This is a genomic window from Corynebacterium sp., from assembly GCF_030532965.1.
Taxonomy (GTDB): domain Bacteria; phylum Actinomycetota; class Actinomycetes; order Mycobacteriales; family Mycobacteriaceae; genus Corynebacterium.
Window position 1 is genome coordinate 1 of sequence record NZ_JAUNKC010000039.1, and the last position, 25,500, is coordinate 25,500.

A 25,500-nucleotide genomic window follows, 5' to 3' on the forward strand; every position below is an offset into this window, starting at 1 on the left:
CCGACATCACCAGAATCCTCACCAACCACACAACCAAAGCAGCATAACCGACGGGGTAGAAAGGCGTCGAAAAGCAAAACAGCGGCCGTTAAAGCCGCTGTGGGGTTAGCGTCGCATGATCTTCTTCGACAGCCAATTGCCGAAGAGTTGGGCGAATTGCACGATCACGATAATCACCAAGGTTGCGACATAGGTTACTTCCCAATCGTAGGCGCGATAACCATAGACGATGGCGAAGTCACCCAAGCCACCACCGCCGATGTAGCCAGCCATTGCGGTCATATCGACCACGGCAATGAAGATGAAGGTATAGCCCAAAACCAGCGGGCCCAGCGCCTCAGGGATTATCACCGTGGTGATGATCTGCCACGGGTTTGCACCCATCGCCCGCGCCGCCTCAATGACGCCCGGATCGATGGTGACTAGGTTTTGCTCCACGATGCGTGCCACGCCGAAGGTTGCGGCAATCGACATGCCGAAAATCGCTGCTTCCCGGCCAATCTGGGTGCCAACTACCAGCACCGTTAATGGGCCGAATGTGATGAGCAAAATGATAAACGGAATTGGTCGGACGAAATTGACCAGGAGGTTTAGAAATCCGAAGACTACCCGGTTTTCCAGGATTCCGCCTTTGCGGGTGGTGTAAAGCAAAATGCCTAAGGCTAATCCGGCCAGGCCGCCGATTATCATGGTGATGCTGACCATGACGAAGGTGTCAATGATAGCGGCGGTGAAAGTGTCAGAAAGCCGCGACCAATCCGCCGCAAGAGTGTGAACGGTCATCGGAGAATCTCCTTGATCTCGGTGGTCTGATTTAGGCGGTTATAAAAACCATCAATGGCCTCGTCCGGGCCGGACAGGCGGACGGTAACCTTTCCAAAAGACTGATGCTGCAACGTGGTGATGCCACCGTGCACGATACCGATACGGGCACCTGCCTCCCGCGCTTGAGCCGCAGCTGCGAAGAAACCCGAATTCTCGGTGAGGTTCACGGTAAACAGTCGACCATCGTGGGCGAGGAGTTCCTCCGCCTCAATGAGGTCAGGGGTATTGCGCAAAGAGGTGGCGACGAATCGCCGGGCAACCGGGGTCTGCGGGTTGGAAAAGACCTCGTAGGTGGTGCCGTATTCCACAACTTTTCCGGCTTCCATCACCGCGACTTTATCGGCGATGGATCGCACCACATCCATCTCGTGGGTGATCACCACGATGGTGATGCCGAGCTCATCATTGACCTTGCGCAGCAAATTGAGCACTTCGTGGGTGGTTTCCGGGTCGAGGGCGGAGGTGGCCTCGTCGGCAAGCAAAAGTGCCGGATTGGTCGCCAACGCTCGGGCAATGCCCACCCGCTGCTTCTGCCCGCCGGATAGCTGCTCCGGGTAGTTCTTCCCGCGATCGCCAAGGCCCACGAATTCAAGTAATTCCTGAACCCGCTTCTTCCGCTCGGGCTTCGGCATTCCCGCGAGCCGGAGCGGATATTCCACATTGCCGGCGGCGGTGCGGGAATTCATGAGGTTAAACTGCTGGAAAATCATGCCGATGTTGCGGCGCTGCTGCCTCAGCTGCGCCTCGGACATGCCAACAATATTGGTGCCGTCGAGCAGAAGGTCGCCGGAGGTGGGGGAATCCAACCCGTTAATCATGCGCACCAATGTTGATTTACCTGCGCCGGAATAGCCGATGATGCCGATGATCTCACCTGGCTCAACGGATAGCGTGACGTTGTCTAAGGCGGTGACGGTGGTGGCGCCTTTTTTCTTTGCGTTAAACACCTTGGTGAGGTTGTTAAACTCAATGCGTGTTCCGCTCACGAGAACTCTTCTTTTCTGTGTTTGACTCTGTGTTTGACGTTTAAAATGCGTGAATCAAAACCCAACGCCCCAACTGGGGTGAAACCAACCAGTGGGGCGGAGGGTATGCATACAGTTACAGCACGTGATTACTTGGTTTGCTCTTCCAGGCGATCGAGGATCTCTTGCAGCTCAGCCTGGGTGCGCTGAACGGCCACCGAGGTTCCCTTGGAATCCTCGGCGATAGCATCCTGGACTTCCTTGGAATGCCACAATTCGCCGAGCTTTGCGATGTTCGGATCGTCCTTGTCTTCAGCCTTGACCACGAAAGCGTTGATATACGGTTCAGCCTCTTTGGACTCCGGGTCATCTTGGAATACGGCGAGCTTCGGATCGATACCTGCCCGATCCAGGAAGGAGTTATTGATGATCGCTGGCTTGCCTTCGCCGTATGCGACGGTGGTTTGCGCCGCATCAACAGCGGTGATGGTCACCTTGGACTTTTCGGTATCAATATCGGCTTCGGTCGGGGTGACCAAACCTTGAGCCTCCGGCTTAAGGGTGATCAACTTAGCCTGAACCAGAACGTTGATGGCGCGGCCTAAATTCGACGGGTCATTAGGAACCGCGACGGATTCCCCTTCAATGCCATCAATGGAGCTGTGGTCTTTCCAGAACAATGCCAGCGGCACGATCTCGGTAGCGGCAACCGGGGTCAAATCGGCGTTATTGCCCACGTTGTATTCCGCTAAGAACTTCAAGTGCTGGAACAGGTTGACGTCAATCTGGTCCTGAGAAAGCGCGATATTAGGGGTGGAATAATCCGAGAAATTGGTGATATCGAGGGTGATGCCGTTTTTAGCGGCGATTTCCTCGAAGGCCTGCCATGCTTTCTTGGTCGAATCGGTGGTGCCAATCCGGATGGTGGTGTTTCCGCTGGCATCGGAGCCGGAATCCGAATTGGAACAAGCGGCTAATCCGGTAGCGGCAAGGGTTGCGGCCGCTACTGCTGCAACGAGGCGATTGATGCGACGGGTCATGATATTCCTTAACAAGTACAAGTTATGATGCTGGCTGTAACTACTATGGGCTTTTAAATGTCCGTGGGACTGCGGTGCAGCACATTCAAGACAAAAACCTAGTGGAGACCCTAGCGCAGTATTTAAAACATGTACAGCTTGGTCTAGTTATTGCGCATAAAATTCTGGCACAGATGTTCTAAAAATTGCTAGATTGGTGGCATGGAATGGAATGCGACTCATGGGCTCGGTTTTCGCGGTGCGGCGCTGAGTTGGGCGCGCCTGGAGCGCATTTTATCCGGCAAGAAGACCCCTGAATTGCGTCCCCTTAATCATCTGGGGGAAGTTGCAGGTGGTGGTGATGCGGCTAAATATGTTCGATATTATTCACGGCAGCCGTTTGTTGAATTGCATGGCGCCAGTAGTTACAACTTTTTACGGGGAGCCGCCGAACCGGAGCGCATGGCGCGGGCCGCGGTGGAATGCGGGCTAACGGCACTGTCGCTACTGGATAGAGATGGTTTTTATGGCGTGGTGGCGGCCAGTGAAGCTGCGGATAAATACGGTCTGAACACCGTTTTTGGGGCGGAGCTTTCACTAGACCATGCGGTCTTGCCGGTGTTATGTAAAAACCCCACGGGGTATCGAAACCTATCGAAATTGATTACCCAAGCCCAATTATGCGGTGACAAAGACACGGTGCGGTATCCGCCGTTGGATTCCATCGCCCACCAACTAGCCGGAAGCTGCTATGTGTTGGCTGGCCCGGAATGGTTTGAGCGGATCGACCAGGTGGTCGCGGCTTTTGGGGCCACGGATGTTTTGGTGGAATATGTTGTGGGAATGTGCCCGGAGGATGCGGATAATTTTGAACAGGCGGACGCGATCATCGCCCGCATCCCGCAGCTCAAAGGGGTCGCGACAACCCGCGCGTGTGCCGCCTACCGGGAGGACGTCGACGTAGCGCAAGCCAAGCAGGCGTTGGCGTCGAAAAGCTGCGTGGCCGGGGCCTGTGGGCAGCTGCATCCCATGGGGGCTACCTGGTTACGCAGCGGCGACGTCGTGCTGCGCGCGGTGGGTGAGCCAAGGAAAAATCTTCTGGACCAGGCGGTGGCGGTGGCCGAGGAATGCGCCTTCGGTCTTGAACTCGTGGCCCCACAGTTGCCCAATTGGGACGTGCCAGCAGGCCACGACGAAGCCAGCTGGTTGGCGGAAACCGTGTGGCGCAGATTTAAGCACCGCTATGCAAACCGCCCCCGAGAGCTCGTGGACCGGGCGCGTAACCAGGTCGAATATGAATTATCGATCATTAACCAGCTGGGATTTCCTGGATATTTTCTCATCGTCAGTGATTTGGTGGATTTTGCCAAGGACAACAATATTTTGTGTCAGGGGCGCGGATCGGCCGCAAATTCCGCTGTGTGTTTCGCGTTGGGGATAACCAATGTTGAACCCATCAGTGCGGGACTGCTCTTTGAGCGGTTTTTATCGCCAGAGAGGGAAGGGCCGCCGGATATTGACATTGATTTCGAATCGGGCCGCCGGGAGGAAGTAATCCAATACGTGTACCAAAAATACGGCCGGAAAAACGCCGCCCAGGTTGCCAATGTGATTACTTACCGCAAAAAAGGCGCAATCCGCGATGCGGCGCGGGCGTTGGGCTACCCGCAAGGAGTGATTGATAGCTGGTCGCGTGGGCTAACGCCGCCTGTCGACGTCGAAAGGTTGGCGGCGAAACTGCGTGGTCATCCGCGTCACCTTGGCATTCACTCCGGCGGCATGGTCATGTGTGACCGCGAAGTTGCGGAAGTCGTCCCCATCGAATGGGCACGTAAGGAAGACCGCAGCGTCATCCAATGGGATAAAGAAGGATGTGCCGCAGCCGGGCTGGTGAAATTCGACCTCTTGGGTTTGGGCATGTTGGAAGCACTGCATCACATGATCGATCTGGTGGCGGAAACCACCGGAAAAACGGTGGAATTATGGGAGCTCGATACCTCCGAGGCTGCGGTATATGAAATGCTCAGCGCTGGCGATGCGATCGGGGTCTTCCAAGTGGAATCACGCGCACAACTATCCACCTTGCCCCGAATGAAACCCGCGTGCTTTTTCGATCTGGTGGTGGAAGTGGCCCTGATTCGGCCGGGCCCGATCCAAGGCGGCAGTGTCCATCCGTACCTGCGGCGGCGCAGTGGCGAGGAACCAATCACCTTTGAACACCCGATTCTGGAAAAATCATTGGCAAAAACGCTAGGGGTACCGCTGTTTCAAGAGCAATTAATGCAAGTGGCGGTCGACGCGGCGGGGTTTTCTGGCGGCGAAGCCGATGAGCTGCGGCGTGCGATGGGTTCCAAACGCTCACCGGAACGCATGGCGCGGATGAAAGCGCGGTTTTTTACCGGGCTTGCGGAAACCAGCGGGATCGTCGGTGATATTGCTGACAGTTTATGGAACAAGATCATTGCGTTTGCAGCCTATGGTTTCCCCGAATCCCATTCCCAGTCTTTTGCATCACTGGTGTTTTTCTCCGCCTGGTTTAAATTGCATTATCCTGCCGAATTTTGCGTGGGGTTGCTGCGAGCACAGCCGATGGGGTTCTATTCGCCGCAGTCGCTTCTTGCCGACGCCCGGCGGCACGGGGTGAAAGTGCTGCCGATAAGCATTAACGATTCTGAAGTAGAGGCTAGCATTGAAACCGCTGCCGATGGCACATCCGCCATCCGGTTGGGTTTGAACCTGGTGAACGGAATTTCTTGTTGCAAAGAGCTCGTCCAGTATGCCCCCTACACAGATATTGCCGATATCGTGCGAAAAGTGGGTGTGAATGTGGCGCAGCTTGAGGCGCTGGCGCGGGCAGGGGCGTTGGAATGCTTGGGCGTGGATCGTCGACAAGCGTTGTGGCAGGCGGGGATAGCCGCCACCGAACGGGCAGACATGTTGCCCGGACTATCCGTGGTGCAGGCCCCCACTTTGCCGGGCATGAATGCCTTTGAACTGTTGGTTCACGACATCGCCACAACCGGGGTGAGCCACGATAAACAACCCATGGAGTTTTTGCGCGAAACGTTAGCGGAACAAGGCGTAGTTCCGGCGGAGCAATTGCTTTCGGTGGCGGATGGCACCCGCATTTACGTGGCAGGCGTCGTGACTCATCGGCAGCGTCCGCAGACCGCCGGAAAAGTGACGTTTTTAGGTATGGAGGACGAAACCGGCTTGATGAATATCGTGCTCAGCCACGGGTTATGGCAACGCCAGAAGAAGATCGCCCGTACCGCCACGGTGCTGAAAGTGCGCGGAATTGTCCACAATGCAAACGGGGTGGCGTCGATTACCGCCGATCAATTAACGGAGCTGAACATCGGAAAACTCTTGAACCTTCGCTCCCGAGATTTCCGTTAAGTTAAAGTAAGTACTGCTATGGAACAACAATTACACCCAGTGTCGCCCGATTTAACCAAAGTTCGGTACTTCACCCGACTGCCGTGGTACGTACTCCCCGCCCTATTATTCGCGGTGGGTGCACTTTTAGACACCAATCTATGGTGGGGCTGGTACGTGGCCGCTGGGTTTATGCTGCTAAGCACATGGCAGGCCTGGTTGATTCCCAAACAGGTAGAACGACTCGGCTGGCTTGAGACCGAAGATAATCTGCTGCTGAGCAAGGGAAAACTGTGGCATACCTTCACCGTTGTTCCATACGGCAGGGTACAGTACGTTGACGTCACCCAAGGCCCGTTTGAACGCATGTACAACCTCAAAACCCTGAAACTCAATACTGCCTCGGCCACCGTCGACGCCAGCGTGCGTGGACTGGATGCGCAGCTTGCCGACGAGCTCCGGCAACGCGTCGCCCAGCGCGCAAAGGAGAAGATGATCGACCTGTGACCGAGGATAAACAACGAGTTCATTTTCTCACCCCGGTTCTTCGCGCCTGGAGCGTGATCTTCGCGCTGGGATTATTCGCTGTCACCACCTTCGGGGAACAGACAGTCGAGCTGATCCGTAAACTATTGTCCTCCGATATGACCGAAACGCTCCAAGCGCTTGGAATCATCGCGGCGATCGTGGCCATTGGCGGGGCAGCGTCCATCTGGTGGTGGAAAGCAACCAGCTATACGGTCACCGACCACGACGTTACTTTTCGACGCGGGGTGTTCAACCAAAAAATCCGAAGCGCCAGGCTAGACCGCACCCAAGCCATCGATGTGGTGCAGCCATTTCACGCCCGGATTTTCGGGCTGGCCGCGGTGCGCATTGAAACCGCAGGCGGGCACAATTCCCGCATTGAAATCGGCTACCTGCGGCGGCCGGTAGCGCAGCGCCTGAAAGAACGCCTCCTCGGTGAGGAAGAAGCCGGTCAGGTTATTGTTCACCCCATTCCGGTATGGCGCACCCTCGTGTCCTCCATGTGCAGCATATCGGCCGTGATCTCCCTTGCGTCGGTGCTATTGACGGTCGGCTTCGAGTTATCTGTGGCGACGCTTTTACCGATCTTCCTGGGCACCATCCCTAATATTTGGCGCACCATCGACGGATCATTTCGTTTCACCGCGCGTCAGGTGGGCGACACGATCAATGTGTCCTACGGGCTGGCGAACCTGCAACGAAAGACCCTCGACATTCGACGCGCGCACGCAGTTTCTATGAAAAAACCAGCGTTGTGGCGGCCCTTCGGTTGGTGGCGAGTCCAAGTGGTGGTGGCCGGTTACGGGGAACGTCTCGACGGAATGACCGTGCTGCCGGTAGGCGATAAACACACCGCCATGGCGCTGTGCGACATCCTCATGGGATACCAGCTCGACCCCGAAACCCCTGCACAACCCCAGTACCGAAGCCCCAAAACCGCCAGGTGGGTGTCGCCGGTTGACTGGTCGAAGCAGGCGTTCGAACTCACCGAAACCCTCGCCATTGAACACCGGGGGCGGGTAGGAAAAAAGGCGGCGATTGCGTTTCGCCGCCACATCCAAGAACTCACCGTGCGTACCGGACCAATCCAACGGCTCGTGGGAGTAGCCACCGTGCGGATGCACCTGGTACGTGGCCCGGTGAAACTCACCGGACGGGATCTGACGCTTTCCGACGCCTGGCACCTGATGGCGGAGGTGGACAATCGGGCCGGAATCCACGACAGCATCCCGTCGATTAGCGATGAGAGCCCTACGGTCTAGCTGGTTTTCTCCGCGACAATGGCGATACTTGCCAGGTGGTTGGCGTTATCGCTGAAAACCTTCCGCATGGCCAGAACCCGGGCTCGCGCTTCAGGATTGCGCAAAAGATTGAAGACGATCTTTAACACGCCGAATCCTTCGTCGTCGATCATTTGCTGAGGCTTGAGCAGCCCCATATCCGCCACCTTGGTAGAAACCACAGTGAATCCATTATCTTCCAGCAGCTTGGTCCATTCGGTTGCGGTTAGCGGCCGGGCATTGACCTTGATGGCGCGGGCCAGCGACTTACGCAATTCATCCGCAATCTGATCCGGGACATCATTCGGGGTGAGTGCTAATTCGTGGATGGCGTAGCGTCCGCCTGGGGCAAGAATGCGGTGAGCTTCGGAAACGATGGCGGTTTTTCCCGCCTCGCCCTGCATACTCAGCATTGCTTCGCCAATGACCACGTCCGCGCATTCATCCTCCAACCCGGTCTGTGCGGCGGAGCCCGTGATCACTTCGGCGGGGATACCCAATCGGGCATGTTGGGTTGAAACGGTGGTGGCCGTCACTGCCTGCGGGTTTTCATCCACCCCGGTATAGGCGCTGGGATTGCGGTCTAAAATCTCGGCCGCTGTTATTCCCAACCCCGGAGCGAATTCCACCACCCGCTTCGCGGTGGGGTTCGCCGCGTCAATGAGCCAATTGGTTAATTTCCGGCCGCCTGGACGCAGGACTTTTTTGCCAAGTTTCGCCAGTAACCAGTGTCCCTGCAAGTGGGCTTCGTCGCGATCCTGGGGCGCTGTAGCCATCAGTGTCTCCTAACGTTATTAGGGTAGGTAATCCTTCAACCCCCATTATGGAGACGGTGGGAAACAATTGCGAGGGATTATTAGATTAACCACAACTAGCTGATTTGCTATTTGTGGGTGATGTTTCAGGCGTACAGCACGTTAGTGCTGTAGCTGCGGGGTATCCGGTGTGCGTCTTTGGGGCTAACTCGACCTTTTCACGGTTCGGCGATTGGAATCGTAGCCCAGGGAAGATAAAAGTCGAGTTGGGTTAGCTGATGGCGTGCTGGCTGTGTGAACGAATGGGGCTTAGGGTGAGGAAACCTGATTGGTTCAGGGCGGCTATCCGGTGTGCATCTTTGGGGCTAACTCGACCTTTTCGCGGTTCGGCGATTGGAATCGTAGCCCAGGGAAGATAAAAGTCGAGTCGGGTGTCGCCGCAGCGCAAATTGCCGCTTTTACAGAGGGTTATTACACAGAGCGCTAATACAGAGAGTAGCGCGGAAAGCCATATCCGCGCCATCGAAATCATCAGGTGAATGCGTTAAGAAAGCGGCGCTGCACCAGGAAACCCAAATTGCCGCCATGCCTCATAGGTTGCAACCGATGCGGCGTTGGAAAGATTCATGGAACGACGCCCGGCCAACATGGGGATGCGTATTTGTTGGGTGATGCGGGGATGGCGAAGTGCGTGCTCGTCCAACCCGGTGGTTTCGGTGCCGAACAATAAAATGTCGCCGGGCTGATATTCAATATCGGTGTGATGCGCGGAGCCCGCCGCGGTGAATGCAAAGACGCGGGAATTCGGCAGGGTAGCGAAACAGGCGTCAAGGTTGTCGTGAACGGTGACCTCGGCAAGGTCGTGGTAATCCAAACCTGCACGTCGGAGGTTCTTTTCGGCTAAATCGAAGCCTAAGGGACCGCATAAATGGAGATGAGCGCCGGAGCCGGCGCACATTCTGATGGCGTTGCCAGTATTGGGTGGGATACACGGTTGGTCGAACACGACGTTGATGAGTGACATATCTGACACTTTACTCACTAGGATTAGGACTTATGCCAGAGGAATTCATGTTGCCGGCCATTGTCGCGATTATCGGGGGATTAAGCGCTTCCGCGCTTCGCTTACCACCGTTGGTGGGGTTCTTAGCCGCGGGCTTCGGACTCAGCGCGGCGAACGTGCCAACCTTCCCCGCGATCGCGGAATTAGCCGAGGTAGGGGTGACGGTTCTGCTGTTCACCATCGGCTTACACTTGGACTTAAAAATGATCACTCGGGTGCGGGTGGTGTTCACCGCTGTTGGGCAGGCCGCGCTGAATACGATTGTATTTGCCCTGGTACTGGCAGCGTTGTCGTTGCTGCCGTTCTCGGCGTTCATTGGAACCGGGTGGGGTGGGTTCTTATTGCTAGGGTTCGCAAGTTCCTTTTCCTCAACGGTGTTCGTGATTGCGGTTTTGGACGAATCGGGTCGCATGCGCTCCCGGGTGGGTATCATCGCGATCGGCGTGCTGGTGCTGCAAGATATTTTCGCGGTTTCTTTCCTGGTGCTGTTCTCTGGCAAAACACCGGAACCATGGGCGATTGTGTTGTTGGCGTTACCACTGATCCGGCCGCTCATCGGGAGATTGCCGGATCGGGTGTACCGGGCGGAACTTCTGGTCTTGGCCGGTGTCATTATCGCGGTCGGTGCCTATGCATTATTTGAACTCGCGGGGTTGTCCGGTTCCTTCGGGTCGCTCATTGCGGGTCTGGTGATCGCCGGTCACCCAATTGCTAAGCGGCTGCATAAAGCGCTGGTCAGTGTGCGCGAATTGTTATTGGTCGGTTTCTTCATTGACATTGGGTTGGGCGGACTACCTACCGTTTCTGGTTTCATCGCGGCGGGGATTTTATTGTTGTTGCTTCCGGCCAAACTCGGTATTTTCCTGGCCCTATTGTATAAAGCTGGCATGTCACGTCGTACCTCAGTATTGACCGCCGGGCTCTTGGCAAATTATTCGGAATTCGGTCTGATCGTCGCGTCGCTCGCGGCTGCCCGGGGGATCATTGCGGGTGAGTGGGTGCAAATCATGGCGGTGGCGGTCGCAGGCAGCTTCATTATTAGTTCGCTGGTGAAGCTTCGGGTAGCCCCGATTATGGAGGCGCTCGTGGCAAAGCTGCCGCATCGCGATCCGCGTAAATTGGCCGCCGGTGAGGGGCCGCTTGATATTGCCGGGGTGGATGCCTTGGTCCTGGGAATGGGCCGGGTGGGGGCAGGCGCGTATCTGCGGCTGACTGAGAAATACGGGATGACGGTCGCCGGGGTGGAATTCGACGAAAAACGGGTGGAGCTGATGCGCAAACGCGGTTACACGGTTTTCCACGGTGATGCGACTGACCCGGAGCTGTGGTCCCGGTTGCGACAGTCCGAGCATTGCCCGAAGCTTTTGGTGCTGGCTATGCCGTCCCACGAATCCAATGTGGGGGCGCTGCAGACCCTCAATAATGGCGAAAGTACGATGGTCACCGCAGGCATTGCGAAATATAGTTATAAGACGAAGGAGTTACTGGAGCTGGGGGCTGACGCTAGCGTTAATCTTTACGACGGCGCAGGCATCGAGCTTGCCGACGTCGCATTCCAAGCTCTAGTAGCGCACGACGAAACCACCAACTGATCTTTTTGAAGGATTTCGTGCGATAATTGCCGCATGACTGCAACCAAACTTGACGGCAATCTGTATCGGGATGAGATTTTCACCGACTTGGCACAGCGCGTGGCTGCGCTCAAAGAAAAAGGAGTCACGCCTGGGCTGGCCACCGTGTTGGTCGGCGATGACCCGGCGAGCCATTCCTATGTCAAGATGAAGCATCGGGATTGCGAGCAGATTGGGGTGAAATCGATCCGTAAAGATCTGCCAGCTGATATCAGTCAGGAAGAGCTGCATAAGGTGATCGATGAACTCAACGCCGATCCGGAATGCACCGGCTATATCGTGCAATTGCCGCTGCCGAAGCATCTGGACGAAAACGCTGTGTTAGAACGCATTGATCCAGAAAAGGACGCGGACGGGTTGCATCCGGTGAATCTGGGCAAATTGGTTTTGAACGAGCCCGCACCGCTGCCGTGCACCCCTAACGGTGCCATTCATCTTCTGCGGCGGTTCGGCGTCGAGACTGCCGGAAAGAAAGTGGTTGTGATCGGTCGGGGTGTGACCGTTGGCCGCCCCATCGGGTTGATGCTCACCCGCAGGTCGGAAAACGCCACGGTGACGCTGTGTCATACCGGAACGGTTGATCTTAAAGCCGAAACCTTGGCCGCGGACATTATCGTTGCGGCCGCTGGGGTGGGGCACATGCTCACCGCAGATATGGTGAAACCAGGTGCCGCGGTTTTGGACGTCGGGGTTTCTCGAGTCGACGGAAAACTGCTGGGCGACGTGCACCCGGATGTGTGGGACGTGGCCGGATTCGTTTCGCCAAACCCGGGCGGTGTGGGCCCATTAACCCGTGCCTTCCTGGTGCGTAATGTCGTGGAACGGGCTGAACACATGGCGGGCGTGAATTAATTAGAAGAATGGGCGAGGAAACGACACAAAAGCTCGTTACACCACTGGACAATCCACACGATGTGGATCTGAAACCGTCCGTGGTGCCCCGTGGCCTGCAATACGCCGCGATGGTGGTGTTTGTCATCGCGGTGATTGCATCTGGCGTGTTTTCGTTCACCGAACACTGGCGCCGCGCCACTTTCACCTTAGGTGCGGCGTTGTTGTGGCTGTCGCTGGTGCGGTTAACCTGCGATTCCAAGGTGCTGTGGGTGCTTGCGGTTCGTTCCCGTCATTTCGACGCGGCCTACACCGCCTTGGGCGGAGCAATGATGGTCTTTTTAGCGTCGTCTGTGGATTCGCTGGGCAGCTGATAGACGTTACGCGCGATCGCTGATGAATACTCCATCATCCTCGGCTTGATGCGCTGCCAGCAGCAAGAAGTGGCGAATGATGCGATCTACCTGGCGGGATTCGGTTAGAAAAGCATCGTGGCCTACCGGTGACGAGATTTTCGCCATTGCCAGCAGTTTCCCTAGATTCCGGGAGAGGTGCTCCTGCTGGTGGTACGGATACAAAATATCGGTATCCACTCCGGCAACCATGGTTGGTACCGTCGAGGACGCGAGCGCTTTATTGAGACCACCCCGACCACGCCCGATATCGTGCCGGTTCAGCGCTTCCGTCAATGCGACATAAGAACCCGCGTCGAACCGTTGGGTGAGCTTAACTCCTTGATAGTCCAGGTAACTTTGTACCGCGAAGCGCTGCGTCGGGCTGCGGTGTGTGCCTAGTGGGTTTTCGCCTGGCTGGGCGGACGTGCCGAAGCGTTCATCGATTTCCAATTCGCCTCGATATGTTAAGTGCGCAATCCGTCGTGCTGCCGCTAATCCCGCCATCGGTGCGGTGCCATTGTAATAGTCGCCGTTGTTCCAATGCGGGTCGTGCTCGATCGCGTTGATCTGTGCGGTTTGGATTCCTATCTGCCAAGCGCTGGCGCGGGCGGATACCGCCAAGACCAGTGCTGCCGTCACCTGCTTGGGGTAAAGCAAAGTCCATTCCAGGGTTCTTGCGCCACCCATGGAACCACCGATCACGGCGTGGATTGCGGTGACGCCGACACGTTCGAGGAATTGCTGTTCCGCCGCGACTAAATCGCGGATAGACACCGCCGGAAACCGCGAACCCCACGGGTTTCCATCTGGTGCAAGTGATGCCGGGCCGGTGGTTCCCATGCAGCCGCCCAGGGCATTGGTGCACAGTACGCAAAACGTATTGGTATCGAGTGCTTTGCCGGGGCCTACGATGTCTGGCCACCAATCGGCGACATTCGAATCGCCGGTGAGCGCGTGTTCGACGAGGATGAGGTTGTCGCCCCGAAATTCTCCCCAGGCTTGGTAGGCGACTACCACATCGGGAATGGTGGCGCCCGCTTCGGTATGGAAGTCGCCGATGTTGATTGTGCACAGTGTGCCCGAGGTATCCAGCATCAAATGTGCTCCTTATATATATGGAATGAGGATAATGCTGCTCATGCTACCTGGCGGCTACCGGCACGTGCGAATAATTTCGGTTAAAAACTAAATCTCGCTCCGTATAATTCCATTCATCTTGTGCGGGGTGTTTAGTCTTGGCGTGGGAAAGTGTCGGTGTCCGCTGAGGATGGGGAAGCGTTGCCTGATTGCGCAGGCGGTTTTGATTCAGATGCGGCGGGGGCGTCGTCAAGCGCAGCTTCGTTAGCGGCTGCGGTGTCGGCGTCGTTACGCTTGTCGACGCTCGCAGGTTCCGGTTGGGCGGGTGTTTCGGGCCCAAAAACCTCGGCGGTTTGCTGCGGCGGGCTTTGCGGCCTGGTCGGCGGTACGGGGCGTGGGGTTAGCACCACGGTTGCTTCGCGTGATTTTTTATGCGCCCACATGGGATTCATGCCAGGCATGAGCCACAACAGGACCGCGGTCAGCGCCGCAGCCCCGTAGGCGGCGGGCATGCCGAATCGATCCAATGCGAACCAGAAGGTTGCAACGTTGATGGCGATGATCGCTATCCAGAACAGGCTGATCAGCAAGGAGAGGTTATGGCGGCGTAACGCCCGATATTCGGACCAGTCTTCCTGGGGGAAGCGGTCGCGGGCTTCTTTACGGATCCGCCGGGCAGTTTTCTGCGAAGGATAGATTGTGGAAAACAAAAGTAATCCGAGCCCGGCGCCAGCAACAACGATATCGCTTATAAGGAAGCCGAATGATAACACCCCTCCGGCGATGACGATTGATAAGCGTTCAGCCCTAGTTAGGGGTAATCCTTGGGTGGGGTCGACATCCGGATACAGGTTGGAAAAGGCGTTAGTATTGCCAGAGTACATGGAGAAATACGTCACTTTCCAAAAGAATAGGTTTCCAAGACAGCTAAGTGTACCCTATACATGTTTGGCGAAGTATGTGAAGCTTTACCTAAGCATCTTTTCGAGATTGCGGCATAGTATGCAATCTTTGAAACCTCTGAAACACTAGGAAACTGGAGTTTAAACCTATGGTTACTGCACACTCATCGCATGCATTGCGACGCCGCGCAGTCGGTCTCTTTTTCGTGCCCGCACTGGTCGGGCTGCCGTTGGCGTTGGCTCCGCAGGCACACGCGCAAGAGGGGTGCGCCTTCAATTGGGGTATCAAACAAAGCTTCCGTAGCTACATCAAAGGACCAGTTGCTAAGGGGAGCTGGACTGGTTCCGGCGTCGGTTTCACCGGTAGCGAAACCGGTGCCGACGGCGCATTCGTGTTCACCCCTGGCAAAGCAACCATTGATGGTGGCACAAATGCTACCATACCCTTGCAGGGGTCATTGAACTTCAAAGGCCACGATTACGGTTCCGGCCCGCTACTCGACATGACGATTTCTGACGTCAAGTTGGTGGTTCAAGGCAGTACCGCCCAAATCGTGGCTGACTACCAGTCTTATGAATCTGACATGGTGGATAAAACCCGCAAGGGGGCACCGATCAATGGCCAAGACGCTCCATTGGTCACAATCAATCTCAGCAATCCGGTTGATACCGGCTCCGGTTCCATCAATATGGCCGGAAATACGTCGTTGACGGCAGACGGGGCTAAGCTCTTCCTGCAATACAACGCTGGCGAAGCCATGGACCCAACCTCTGGATCGGTCAAGCTTGACGGCAGCTGCGGTGGTTCCACCGGCGGCACTGGCGGTGGCGGTTCGCGCAGCCTCGGCCGGATCACCGGTGAATTCTCTGGTGCGAACAAAGAGATCATGGGCATTTTGTCCGAAACCAATGACACCATGAACGGCCTGACAACCTTCATGGGCAACGCCCAGGAATTCAAGAAGCAACTCAATTCTTTCGCTAACGACGGCAAGACCACATCTGGTGGCACTACCTCAGGCGGAACCACTTCCGGCTCTGGGAATTCCGGCGGTACCACTTCCGGTAACTCCGGTTCCGGCACCTCAGGTGGGGCATCCGGTACCAGTGGTGCCGGTGGTTCTGGTGCTACTGGTGGCGGAACTTCCGGCGGCGGCTCTGGCGCAGCAGGTGGCGCTAGCGCTACTTCTGGTGGGGGCGGCGCTGCTGGCGGTGGTGCCGCAGGCGGTGCTGCTGGTGCTGGCGGCGGCAATGATGTGTGTTCGTCTTCCTCGGCGCGTGGTGTCCAAAACGCTAAGGCGGCGTGGGGAATCAAGCAGTCCTTCCAGTCCTATATCACCGGTTCCATCGCTAAGGGCAAGTGGACGCTTAATGGGGTTGGCCATTCTGGCGGTAAATTCCAGTTCAGCGGAAAGAGCGGCGCTGTCGATCCCGGTGCGAAGAGCGGCACCATTGGTTACGGCGGCGGCATCCAGTTCACCGGCCACAATGGAGTTTTGAACCTCACCATCACCAATCTGGAAATCCAGTTCAATGGTGGCAGTGGTTCCCTGGTTGCCAACGTGCAGTCCTCTGATACCTCCGGCAAGAAGACCGATTTCGGTCGTGTCGCGTTGGGGTCGCTGAATTTCTCTTCCTTGAATGTTTCCGACTCCAGCGCTTCTGGTACGGCATCAGTGACCTTGACCGACGCTGGTTCTAAGGCTTTCGCCGAGTTCTATGAGCCTGGCACTCAGCTCGATCCAATCTCCTTTGAAGCGTCTCTTGGTGCAGCACCTAACTGTGCTTCCGGCCAAGGTTCCGCAGCTGCAGCGAGCGCAGCAGGCGGCGGTGGCGGTGGGGCAGCGGCTGCCGCAGCGCTGAAAGACGGTGGCGGGGAAGCCGCAGCCGCCGTTGGTGAGAACGGAGAGTTGCTGTTCGAAGATGCGGACGGCAATAGCTCCACCGGGTACGAAAACGGTGCCAATAAGTTCAAGATCAAGAATGCCGCTACCGGTGGCACAACCGATCTGGATATGACACCAGGAATGTATGTTCTTTTGGCTATCGCAGCCTTCGTTGTTGCCGGCGGCAGCATGGGGCGGTTGGTTGTCAACAATCCGGTGTAACCTGCAAAGCTTCAAATCCCAGTATTTCCAAGAAAGAACACCATGCCTAAAGTGAAATTACGTGAAACAATCGTCGCGGTTATCTGCGCGATTGCCTTGGTCGGTTGTGGCGTCCAGGGGTCGTATGATTCCAATGCAAAGCTTCGGGAATCCCTGCCCGATCCAGCTTCCTTGTCCGATCCTCGTAGCTTCACTGGTGTCACCCACGTGACCCAATTCGACGAAGTTGAACCGATCGCCGACAACGTCAAGCCCAACCTGCCGGTGGAGTTGACCGACGCCGACGGCCAGGACGTGGTTGTGGACGATGTTTCCCGCATCTTGGCTCTTGATTTGTACGGCTCGTACACCAAGACACTCACTGGTCTTGGTTTGGCTGACAAGATTGTTGGTCGCACTGTTTCTTCAACTGAAGAGTCGTTGAAAGACCTTCCGGTGGTTACCCAAGGTGGACACAACATTAACGTCGAGGCAGTTCTCTCCTTGGAACCTACGTTGGTGATCGTGGATCACTCGATCGGGCCGAATGATGCCATCGATCAGATTCGGGCAGCCGGGGTTACCACCGTGGTTATGGAACCAACCCGCACCATCGATTCGGTAGGGGAGGACATCAAAGCTGTTGGTGGCGTTGTCGGTTTGCCGGAAGAGGCAGAGATGCTGGCGGAACGCTCGGTTGCTGAAATTGAAAAGGACCGCGAGGCAATCAAGGCCTTGGCTCCGGCCGATCCGATGCGGATTGCATTCCTGTATGCCCGCGGTAATGGTGGCGTGTTCTTCATTCTGGGTGAAGGCACCGGCGCTAAAGACCTCATCGAAGGTGTCGGAGCTATTGACTTAGCAACCGTGCATAATCTGTCCCACGCCGAACCGGCTAACGCGGAAGCGCTAGCGAAGATCAACCCTGAGGTCATCATCATGATGGAGGGCGGTTTGGAATCAACCGGTGGTATTGATGGCTTGTTGAAACGGGCAGGTGTTGCGCAGACAGAGGCGGGTAAGAAGCAACGAATAGTCACCTTGCCTGATGGTCAGTCCTTGGCCTTCGGCCCGCTCACTGGTCAAACGCTCCTTCGACTTGCACAGGCTATCTATGCTCCAGAAAATGCACAATAAGCAAGAACCTGATGTTTTTGCTCTCCGTCACCGCCGCCGGGTAACCACGTTTGTCGCGTTATCGGTTCTGCTGGTGGTGACGGTTCTCAGCTCCGTCGTCTTGGGGCAGTATTACGTTCCGATCCAGGATTTGCCTAGTATTTTGGCGGCGGGAGCCAGCAGGGCTGAGTCGTTGGCCGCCAGTGTGGTGTGGGAAATCCGTATTCCCCGCATCGTTCTAGGTTTGCTGGTTGGTGCCTCGCTCGGTGTGGCGGGAACCTTGATGCAGGCGGTGTTCGCCAATCCGTTGGCGGAACCGTCGATTATTGGTGTGACCTCGGGTGCCGGTGTGGGCGCTGCGATTGTAATCGTGTTCAATATTGGTTTCCTCGGCACGTTCACCATCCCGTTGGGTGCGTTTATTTCTGCCGTCATCGTCACCGTGGTCATTTACCAATTGGCACGCAGCCAGGGCAAAGTAGCGGTGGTAAATCTGATTCTTACCGGTATTGCCATTAACGCGGTGTGCGGTGCGATCATTTCCTTCATGGTGTACTTGGCGCCGACTGCCAACCGGGAACAGATCATTTTCTGGCAGATGGGGTCGCTGAACGGCTCGCAGTGGAAACACGTGTGGGTGGTCCTGCCCATCACCATTATCGGGTTATTCATTGCTTTCCAATTAGGGAAAAAACTAGATGTGCTTGCGCTGGGGGAGCGGGCGGCAGGCCACACCGGTATCAACGTGGCGCAGCTGCGCATCGTGGCGATTGCCGCCTCAACGGTCCTGACTGCTGGTGCGGTTTCATTCGCCGGACTCATCGGGTTCGTAGGACTGATCGTGCCACATCTATTGCGCACAATTACCGGCCCGGAAAATAAGATTCTGCTTCCGGCCTCCGCGTTGGCGGGTGCGGTGTTGATCGCCAGCGCCGATGTGGCGGCTCGCACTTTAATTCCGTTCGCGGATCTTCCGATTGGTATTTTCACGGCGCTCGTTGGTGGCCCAACGTTCTTTATCCTGTTGCGCCGCATGATGCGAAAGGGACTGCATTGATCGAAGTAACGAATGTCAGCGTCTCCATCGGCGGCAAGAAACTGCTTGACGACGTCTCCTTCCGCGCCCGCCCAGGTGAAGTCACTGGTTTGATCGGACCCAACGGTGCCGGAAAATCCACCATGTTGGCGGTACTAAGTGGCGATCTGGAACACCAAGCGGGAACGGTATCGGTTGCGCAGCTCGACCCGGCGTCGGCAAGCAAAAAAGCCCTAGCCCGCGCCCGCGCGGTCATGCTGCAAGACGTTGGGGTTTCTTTCGAATTTCTCGTGCGCGACGTCGTCGCTATGGGTCGTCGGCCGTGGGAAGGCACGGACCGCGAAGCTCTGGACGACCGGATCATTGACGCCGCCTTGGCTGCGGCGGACGCCACTCATCTTGCTGGCCGTGACGTTGTTACTTTGTCCGGCGGCGAACGGGCGCGAGTGGCATTAGCTCGGGTGTTGGCGCAGCAAACTCCGGTGATTATGCTTGACGAACCCACCGCCGCGCTGGATATCAAACACCAGGAACAGGTTCTGGGCCTGGTGCGTAGTTTGGCACAACAAGCCCAGGTCGCGGTCATCGTCGTGCTCCACGACCTCAACGCCGCGGCTGCCTATTGCGATCATATTGTCTGCTTGGCGCAGGGGCGGGTCGCAGCTACCGGAACCGTGGCGGAAGTCTATACAGACGAAACGCTGTCCGATATTTACGGCTGGCCGATCAGCGTTACTGACTCAGGTGGTGTTATCAGCGTCCACCCCGCGCGGCGTCATTCAACCACCAGCGAAGCCGATTTCCTCTCGCTGGTTGCTGCCCCGGAGGGCCGCGCCGATACTTTGGAACCCGTCAAACAATCGTAAGTTAAGGATGATCATGAAGAAATTTGCCCTCCCTGTAGTTTGCGCAGTGGCATTGAGCTGCCTTAACGTACCGGCAGCACACGCCCAGGAGCCGGAAGCGTTGCCTACCCAAGCAGCATGCGCGCACCCTGGGTTGAAAGTGGAATCTGGAACCATGGACTGGGGTATTAAGCAGTCTTGGCGCAAATACGTGACCGGCAATATCGCTCGGGGGAAATGGCAGGCAAGCAGCAATGTCACCCAAGTGGGATCGCCAAAAGATGCGAATTTCGTGTTTAGGATGCCCATCGCCGCTGATCAAACCCGCATTTTGCTTAATTCGGATAACACGGTAAATGCCGCCGACATCGCCACCGTGCCGTTGGCGATCCGCTTCGATGGGCATAAGGGCGCGCTGCAATCCACCGTGATTTCCCCGTACTTCCACGCGACCGCGGATAAGGCGTATCCCGGCACCAATTACGTGGGCTATTACGTCCCTGGTAAGTCAATGACGGAATACACGCCCAACGATCGGGTCGCAGCCAATCGGGTAGAAGGCCGCGATACGTTCGGGGCGGGCACCGCCAACTGGCAGCGCAGCGGCAATACGTTAACGCTTAAAACAAGTGGGACTAAAGTCACCCCGAAGCCAGGCACTAAGGCACAAGGCAAAGACTTAACCGTCGAAGGCGTCGACATAGTTTTCATGGGGATCTATCACGAGGGATACAATCCTGAGCTCGATGATGCGACTATCACGTTGACGGTTTCTGATACCTGTTGGTCTGAGGCCGAAGCCGCCGAGATTAAAAAAGCGGATTCCGGCTTCTACGCGGTAGGCCGAGGTGAGGCTTCCCGATTAAGTCCGGAAACGGCCGCATTGCTCGATAGCTTCCAGCCGTTCGGTGAGGCCCCAAAGCCGCAACAACCAAACCCCAATAACCCATCAACTACCGCAACCACCACGGTCACGACTACCGTCACGACAACTCAAGTGCCGCCCACGCATAAGAACAAGTCGAGCAGTGGCTCCTCCAGCTTGGGTAAACGCACCGAAGATGACTACAAAGAAGGTTTCGCCAGCATCCGTGACGTGTGGTCGAGCATTTTGGCGGTTATCGCTACCCTCGGCCTCGTTGGTGTGCTGGGTAAGCTGCTTTACGACGGCGTCAAGATGTTCCAACCAAACCGGTAACCGCATCGCGGGTGGTGTAAGGGGGTATTTGGGTTGCTTTTCCACACTTAAACTAACCTAAATACCCTAAGATTATCCTTTGTTACTTACCCCATCTTCCGAGGAGACCTCGTGTACACCACTTCGCGTTTTTCCCGCATTGGCACAGCATCTGTGTTGGCCGCCGCCCTGCTGGGCACCACCCTTTCCACCCCTGTCATCGCCGAAGAATCAGTAGTTAAATCCGGCAGCTTCACCTGGGGTATCCGTAAAAGTCTTGTTTCCTACGTGGAAGGCCCTATCGGTCGGGGTACTGCTGCACCAATCGCACCGGCTACTGACGCAAAGAACGGCATTTACAAGGAATTTGAGTTCCCAGTGAACACCGCCGCCGCCCAAATTGCACCAACCGGCAACGCCACCATCCCACTGCAGGGTGGGGTGCATCTTCAAGCACACCCAAAGAAGGTTGACGGCCAGGACGCCACCGCCTACGACTTGGACGTGAAATTCACCGATCTCAAGCTTCAGATCACGGGCAAGGACGGCAAGCTCACTGCCGACTATCTGACCAAGGGCGATTTTAAGCAGGCTGGCGTTCCTGACGCTTCTGGCCAAGGTGTCAAAGAAGGCAACGACGTCACCATCATGACCTTCACCCTTGACGAAGCCATCGATCCAAACCTCAAAGCTGTCAACTACAACAACATCTCCACTCTTTCGGAACAAGGCTTCGTCGACGCGATGCTTAATCGCTACAGCGCTGGGGAATCCCTCGATGCCGCCGAACTGCACCTGAAGCTCTCTGGCACCAAAGACGGCAAAGACTTTGGCAATAAGACCTCGGTTGATGATGAGAATCGGGGCAAGATCATCGGCGGCTCTATCGCCGGAATCCTGCTGCTCTTGGGCGGAATTTTCGCCGCATTATGGAAGTTCCTGCCTTCCTTAGGCATTAAGCTCCCATAACATCACGGAGTTTTCTCGCCAGTTGTGGATGGTCTGAGTATCTGGTGCTGCCTGCGCAGTGATCGAGCCAAACATTCTTGGTGAAGTCCCTTCAAAACCTAATGTGCTTTTCTGTTTTGCCACCATCCCAGCGGCACTCCAAGGTTATTAACCCCACTGATTCCAATGGATCGTTGAATAACGACTGCGGAAAAGTGAGACTTTGGGGTAGAGAATCTGGCCATCCATACATAGTCGGGTTGGTGGGTGGCTCACTGATGGAACTGCCCCACCCGAACTGTTGGCCTACTCGATGGATATAGGATTAGGTTCTATAGCTGTTTTAATCCACGTCCATAACAGAAACTTACTGTTGCTGCGTATGCGCCAGCTGCCCCGATTACACATGCTGGCACAGCTGTGCCAGCTGTGAATGCTCCTAGTAGCCCACAGGCAATTGAAATGGCAGTGACAATTGCCATCGGAACACCAGCACTGTTTAGGCAACTATTGAAAGCATTCCAAGCATCCCGTACGCCACGAAATGTAGCTTGTGTCTCTGATTCTCTAACGATGTCGTTGTATTCTGGTTTTCCATCAATCCAAACTTGGAGTCGAGCCTCCTTATCTGAGATTTGTTGAATATGCGTCTCTGCAACTCGATTGATTTTGTTGCCCTCGCTTTGTACGAGTATGTAATCTGTTCCATCAAAGGTTCCGTTAATTGGAATGCGATAAACTTTTCCATTATTTTTGTCGGGAACGGATACCGCATCGGCAAAATTTAGATCGGAGATTGCCGCAATATGTGGAATTTCCCCATTGTTTAGGTTCTCGCGGAGCTGCATTTCCTCAGCTAAATCAATCTTGGTTCCTACCTTCTCCTGGGCGCTCATCGTCTTATGGGATGAGCAATCAGAGGCAGAACCATCGATTTCCTGAGCATCAGCTACTGGGTGAACCAAGAAAAAACACAGCTAATGGCTACGATTGATTTTGCGAAATTAAGCCGTTTCATTTCAATTCCTTCTTTCTTCTTCAAATTTCTTTGCCATGCGAATTGCAGTGTATATAGTCGCCCAAATTGCGCTTCCGATAAGTATCGTTCCAACGATTGCAAGAATGAGCGAAGAAAACTCAGTAGATGGTGATACGATGCCCGAAGCAAGAACACCCGCAAATGACATGGCTTGAACAAACCAAAATGACTTTGCTGCTTGTGAGTTCATTATGTAGACTCCTTGGTCTCCGTGAAACAGTGCTTTGATGACTAACGATCTTACATTGGGAGATCCCGTTTGTTTCGCTCTCAAATCACGGATTGTGATGGATCCTGATTCGTATAATTATTCTTTTGCTTTTATTTGAAAGATGAATCTTTTAGGAAAGTTTTGAGCAACAAGAAAGTCTCTTTAATTTCTGGGATTCGAATTTTGTTTTATTGAATCTCCTTAATCTTTTGTGGCGTGGCTGATCGATTTTCGCTTACGCCAAGCTGATTGCTTCTAAGGGGAGGGTTAATGGAAAACAATTGCCAGTAACACATCCCCGGGTTGCAAGGTTAGGACATTTTCTATTTATGTTGCAAGCGTTGCGCCATAATGGGCTATTTTTAGCCCTTTATGGGGGTGGTGGGGTGATATTGATCGTGCATTCTTGGGGTGAGTTGGGGGTATTTTTGGTTTGGGTGAAACATCCAGCCAATTAAATGATGACTCTTTCAATTTTGGTTCTACAATTGGTGTAAACCGCCTCGGGTGCTGGTTGTTGGGTGCATGGTTTGCCGCGGTTTTCCCGCTACACGGTTGGTGGTGGTTAGGTTGAGCAGTCTCGTGCGCGGATCCTGGGTTCCCAGAACATAAAGTGCCCTATTCGATGAAGTTCCAACACAACAGTGTAAATCGAATTGAGCCGGATACGTGGTGTCGTCGAAAAGCGAAAGCGCTAGAACACCAAATTGCATGACCCTATGGCGTGCAAAAACCCGGGCAACCGTTATTCGGTGACCCGGGCGGGGTTTGAGGATTACAGCGCGGCGAAACCTAGTTCCAAATCCGCGATGATATCCGCAATGTCTTCAATCCCGACAGACAACCGCACGGTTGCTGGCGAGATGCCAGCATTGCGCAATTCCTCTTCTGAGCTTTGCGAATGCGTGGTCGATGCAGGGTGTGCAACCAACGACCGGGTGTCGCCAATGTTAACGACGTTGGAGTGCAGCCTTAGGGCGTCGATAAACGCCCACGCCTCGTCCTGGCCGCCGTTAACGTCGAAGGAAAGCGTCGCACCGGTGTAGGTAATTCCCAGTTTTTCCTTCACCGCGAACCACGGGGAGTCCGGGAGTCCGGCGTAATTGACTTTGGCAACCTTTGGGTGGGTGCTGAGGTACTCTGCAACCTTCTTGGCGTTTTCATTATGGCGCTCTACCCGCAGGAATAGCGTGTCCAAGCCCTGTAAAGTGACCCAGGCGTTGAACGGTGACAGCGCCGCGCCCGTATCGCGCAGCAACCCCACGCGCGCTTTCAAGCCGAAGGCCGCCGCGCCCAAATCGGCGTACTTCAACCCGTGGTAGGCGGGGTCCGGGGTAACAAACTCCGGGAACACAGGTGTGCCGTCCCGCTCAACCGTCCAATCGAAGTTGCCGCCGTCAACCAGAATGCCCGCGATCACGGAACCGTTGCCGGTGTAATACTTCGTGAGCGACGCAATAACAATGTCCGCACCCAATTCCAGCGGGCGCACCAGGGCCGCCGTCGCGATTGTGTTGTCCACAATCAGCGGGACGTTGTTGCGGTGAGCAACCTCGGCGACTGCCGGAATATCTAAAACATCTGCTTGTGGATTAGCGAAGGTCTCGCCGTAGAAAGCTTTGGTATTCGGCTGAACCGCTGCTTGCCAGGATTCGAGATCATCGGGATTATCGACAAGAGTGACATCAATTCCGAAGCGTTTGAGCGTCACGGTCAGCAAGGTTTGGGTGCCGCCATAGAGCCTAGGGCTAGCAACGATGTGATCGCCAGCGCTGGCCAAGTTTAAAATCGCCGCAGTTTCCGCAGCTTGCCCGGAGGCAAAAGCTACCGCGTGCACGCCGCCCTCCAATGCGGCGATCCGGTTCTCCAACGCCTCATTGGTGGGGTTGTTCAGGCGGGTGTAAATCGGCCCTAGTTCTTCCAGTGCGAACCGCTTCTTTGCGTTCTCGGCGGAATCGAAAAGGAAAGAGGTGGTTAAATACAACGGCTGATTGCGGGCACCGGTGTCGGAATCAACCGCCTGCCCGGCATGGATGGCCTGGGTGGCCAGGCTCCACTCAGCGGCATTGGAATTATCGTATTTAGGGCTCATGATGTGCACTTTCGATTGTGTGGACTGGTTAGCTTTCAACGAAATTACTTCCTTGCCACTAAAAAAGAAACCGCTTAGTCTATTTTTTGATTAAAGCCGCACGTAGATCCGCGTGAATAAAATTCTTGCGCCATAAAAACTGCACCCCTGTGGTGTGCTGCGATCCGCAAATTTCTGCTAGCGAATTCTCGCCGCCGCCATAGGTTTCGCGGCACTGGGTTTTTGCAAAAGGGGGTGCAATATTGAACTATAGTGGTCTCATTTCAAAAGCTTAGATTTTGTGGGTGAATGTTGTTTGGT

Annotated in this window: 22 protein-coding genes; 12 read left to right on the forward strand and 10 right to left on the reverse strand. The window is 55.5% G+C overall.

All coding sequences use genetic code 11. The features are described 5' to 3' along the window. Positions 1 to 105 precede the first annotated feature (105 nt). The 3 genes from Q4D85_RS13455 to Q4D85_RS13465 form a co-directional block, all read right to left on the reverse strand. Entirely contained in the window at positions 106 to 783 is a 678-nt protein-coding gene (locus Q4D85_RS13455) for a methionine ABC transporter permease (protein ID WP_303201176.1), read from the reverse strand. Continuing rightward, complete coding sequence (locus tag Q4D85_RS13460) at positions 780 to 1,811, reverse strand: methionine ABC transporter ATP-binding protein (RefSeq protein ID WP_303201178.1); 1,032 nt, start codon at positions 1,809 to 1,811, stop codon at positions 780 to 782. The genes Q4D85_RS13455 and Q4D85_RS13460 overlap by 4 nt, the downstream gene beginning before the upstream one ends. Before the next feature lie 128 nt (positions 1,812 to 1,939). After that, positions 1,940 to 2,830 carry a MetQ/NlpA family ABC transporter substrate-binding protein gene (locus tag Q4D85_RS13465; protein WP_303201181.1) on the reverse strand — a complete coding sequence of 297 codons (891 nt, stop codon included), beginning with the start codon at positions 2,828 to 2,830 and terminating at the stop codon, positions 1,940 to 1,942. Between the two features lie 201 nt (positions 2,831 to 3,031). Here Q4D85_RS13465 and Q4D85_RS13470 point away from each other — a divergent pair, with 201 nt between their 5' ends. The 3 genes from Q4D85_RS13470 to Q4D85_RS13480 are packed head-to-tail and all read left to right on the forward strand — an operon-like array spanning position 3,032 to position 7,977. Then, on the forward strand, positions 3,032 to 6,208 hold the full coding sequence (locus tag Q4D85_RS13470) for an error-prone DNA polymerase (RefSeq protein ID WP_303201183.1): 3,177 nt from the start codon (positions 3,032 to 3,034) through the stop codon (positions 6,206 to 6,208). Between the two features lie 18 nt (positions 6,209 to 6,226). After that, positions 6,227 to 6,694, forward strand: a complete 468-nt coding sequence (locus Q4D85_RS13475; RefSeq protein WP_303201186.1) for a PH domain-containing protein — start codon at positions 6,227 to 6,229, stop codon at positions 6,692 to 6,694. Further along, entirely contained in the window at positions 6,691 to 7,977 is a 1,287-nt protein-coding gene (locus tag Q4D85_RS13480) for a PH domain-containing protein (RefSeq protein ID WP_303201188.1), read from the forward strand. The genes Q4D85_RS13475 and Q4D85_RS13480 overlap by 4 nt, the downstream gene beginning before the upstream one ends. Here Q4D85_RS13480 and Q4D85_RS13485 read toward each other — a convergent pair. Both Q4D85_RS13485 and Q4D85_RS13490 read right to left on the reverse strand, forming a co-directional pair. After that, the gene (locus tag Q4D85_RS13485) at positions 7,974 to 8,771 is read right to left on the reverse strand and encodes a class I SAM-dependent methyltransferase (protein ID WP_303201189.1); all 798 of its coding nucleotides are present in this window, start codon (positions 8,769 to 8,771) and stop codon (positions 7,974 to 7,976) included. The two genes, Q4D85_RS13480 and Q4D85_RS13485, sit on opposite strands and share 4 nt — an antisense overlap. Positions 8,772 to 9,294: 523 nt before the next feature. Next, the gene (locus Q4D85_RS13490; RefSeq protein ID WP_303201191.1) at positions 9,295 to 9,774 is read right to left on the reverse strand and encodes a tRNA (cytidine(34)-2'-O)-methyltransferase; all 480 of its coding nucleotides are present in this window, start codon (positions 9,772 to 9,774) and stop codon (positions 9,295 to 9,297) included. A gap of 32 nt (positions 9,775 to 9,806) precedes the next feature. Between Q4D85_RS13490 and Q4D85_RS13495 the strand changes: the two genes are divergently transcribed. The 3 genes from Q4D85_RS13495 to Q4D85_RS13505 are packed head-to-tail and all read left to right on the forward strand — an operon-like array spanning position 9,807 to position 12,649. Then, positions 9,807 to 11,405: a cation:proton antiporter gene (locus tag Q4D85_RS13495; protein ID WP_303201192.1), complete on the forward strand. Its 1,599-nt coding sequence runs from the start codon at positions 9,807 to 9,809 to the stop codon at positions 11,403 to 11,405. Positions 11,406 to 11,438: 33 nt separating this feature from the next. Beyond that, entirely contained in the window at positions 11,439 to 12,296 is an 858-nt protein-coding gene (locus Q4D85_RS13500) for a bifunctional methylenetetrahydrofolate dehydrogenase/methenyltetrahydrofolate cyclohydrolase (protein ID WP_303201194.1), read from the forward strand. Positions 12,297 to 12,304: 8 nt separating this feature from the next. Continuing rightward, entirely contained in the window at positions 12,305 to 12,649 is a 345-nt protein-coding gene (locus Q4D85_RS13505) for a DUF3017 domain-containing protein (protein WP_303201195.1), read from the forward strand. A gap of 6 nt (positions 12,650 to 12,655) precedes the next feature. On the opposite strand, the gene Q4D85_RS13510 is transcribed toward Q4D85_RS13505, so the two are convergent. Both Q4D85_RS13510 and Q4D85_RS13515 read right to left on the reverse strand, forming a co-directional pair. After that, positions 12,656 to 13,765 carry a homoserine O-acetyltransferase gene (locus Q4D85_RS13510; RefSeq protein WP_303201197.1) on the reverse strand — a complete coding sequence of 370 codons (1,110 nt, stop codon included), beginning with the start codon at positions 13,763 to 13,765 and terminating at the stop codon, positions 12,656 to 12,658. Between the two features lie 134 nt (positions 13,766 to 13,899). Further along, entirely contained in the window at positions 13,900 to 14,646 is a 747-nt protein-coding gene (locus tag Q4D85_RS13515) for a hypothetical protein (RefSeq protein WP_303201198.1), read from the reverse strand. Positions 14,647 to 14,798: 152 nt separating this feature from the next. Here Q4D85_RS13515 and Q4D85_RS13520 point away from each other — a divergent pair, with 152 nt between their 5' ends. The 6 genes from Q4D85_RS13520 to Q4D85_RS13545 all read left to right on the forward strand — a co-directional run bounded on the left by Q4D85_RS13520 (position 14,799) and on the right by Q4D85_RS13545 (position 21,879). Then, positions 14,799 to 16,757, forward strand: a complete 1,959-nt coding sequence (locus Q4D85_RS13520; RefSeq protein WP_303201199.1) for an HtaA domain-containing protein — start codon at positions 14,799 to 14,801, stop codon at positions 16,755 to 16,757. A gap of 42 nt (positions 16,758 to 16,799) precedes the next feature. Next, on the forward strand, positions 16,800 to 17,873 hold the full coding sequence (locus tag Q4D85_RS13525; RefSeq protein ID WP_303201201.1) for a hemin ABC transporter substrate-binding protein: 1,074 nt from the start codon (positions 16,800 to 16,802) through the stop codon (positions 17,871 to 17,873). Further along, a complete protein-coding gene (locus tag Q4D85_RS13530) occupies positions 17,851 to 18,909 on the forward strand; it encodes an iron ABC transporter permease (protein ID WP_303201203.1) in 1,059 nt (352 codons plus the stop codon). The genes Q4D85_RS13525 and Q4D85_RS13530 overlap by 23 nt, the downstream gene beginning before the upstream one ends. After that, a complete protein-coding gene (locus Q4D85_RS13535) occupies positions 18,906 to 19,754 on the forward strand; it encodes a heme ABC transporter ATP-binding protein (protein ID WP_303201204.1) in 849 nt (282 codons plus the stop codon). The genes Q4D85_RS13530 and Q4D85_RS13535 overlap by 4 nt, the downstream gene beginning before the upstream one ends. Positions 19,755 to 19,767: 13 nt before the next feature. Next, complete coding sequence (locus tag Q4D85_RS13540) at positions 19,768 to 20,931, forward strand: HtaA domain-containing protein (protein ID WP_303201206.1); 1,164 nt, start codon at positions 19,768 to 19,770, stop codon at positions 20,929 to 20,931. 111 nt (positions 20,932 to 21,042) lie between these two features. Continuing rightward, a complete protein-coding gene (locus Q4D85_RS13545; protein WP_303201207.1) occupies positions 21,043 to 21,879 on the forward strand; it encodes an HtaA domain-containing protein in 837 nt (278 codons plus the stop codon). Between the two features lie 311 nt (positions 21,880 to 22,190). Here Q4D85_RS13545 and Q4D85_RS13550 read toward each other — a convergent pair whose 3' ends face one another. The 3 genes from Q4D85_RS13550 to Q4D85_RS13560 form a co-directional block, all read right to left on the reverse strand. Then, positions 22,191 to 22,754 (reverse strand): hypothetical protein, encoded by a 564-nt coding sequence (locus Q4D85_RS13550; protein WP_303201209.1) that lies wholly within the window; start codon positions 22,752 to 22,754, stop codon positions 22,191 to 22,193. 123 nt (positions 22,755 to 22,877) lie between these two features. Beyond that, on the reverse strand, positions 22,878 to 23,087 hold the full coding sequence (locus Q4D85_RS13555; RefSeq protein ID WP_303201210.1) for a hypothetical protein: 210 nt from the start codon (positions 23,085 to 23,087) through the stop codon (positions 22,878 to 22,880). Positions 23,088 to 23,883: 796 nt separating this feature from the next. Further along, complete coding sequence (locus Q4D85_RS13560; RefSeq protein ID WP_303201211.1) at positions 23,884 to 25,200, reverse strand: O-acetylhomoserine/O-acetylserine sulfhydrylase; 1,317 nt, start codon at positions 25,198 to 25,200, stop codon at positions 23,884 to 23,886. Positions 25,201 to 25,500 lie beyond the last annotated feature (300 nt).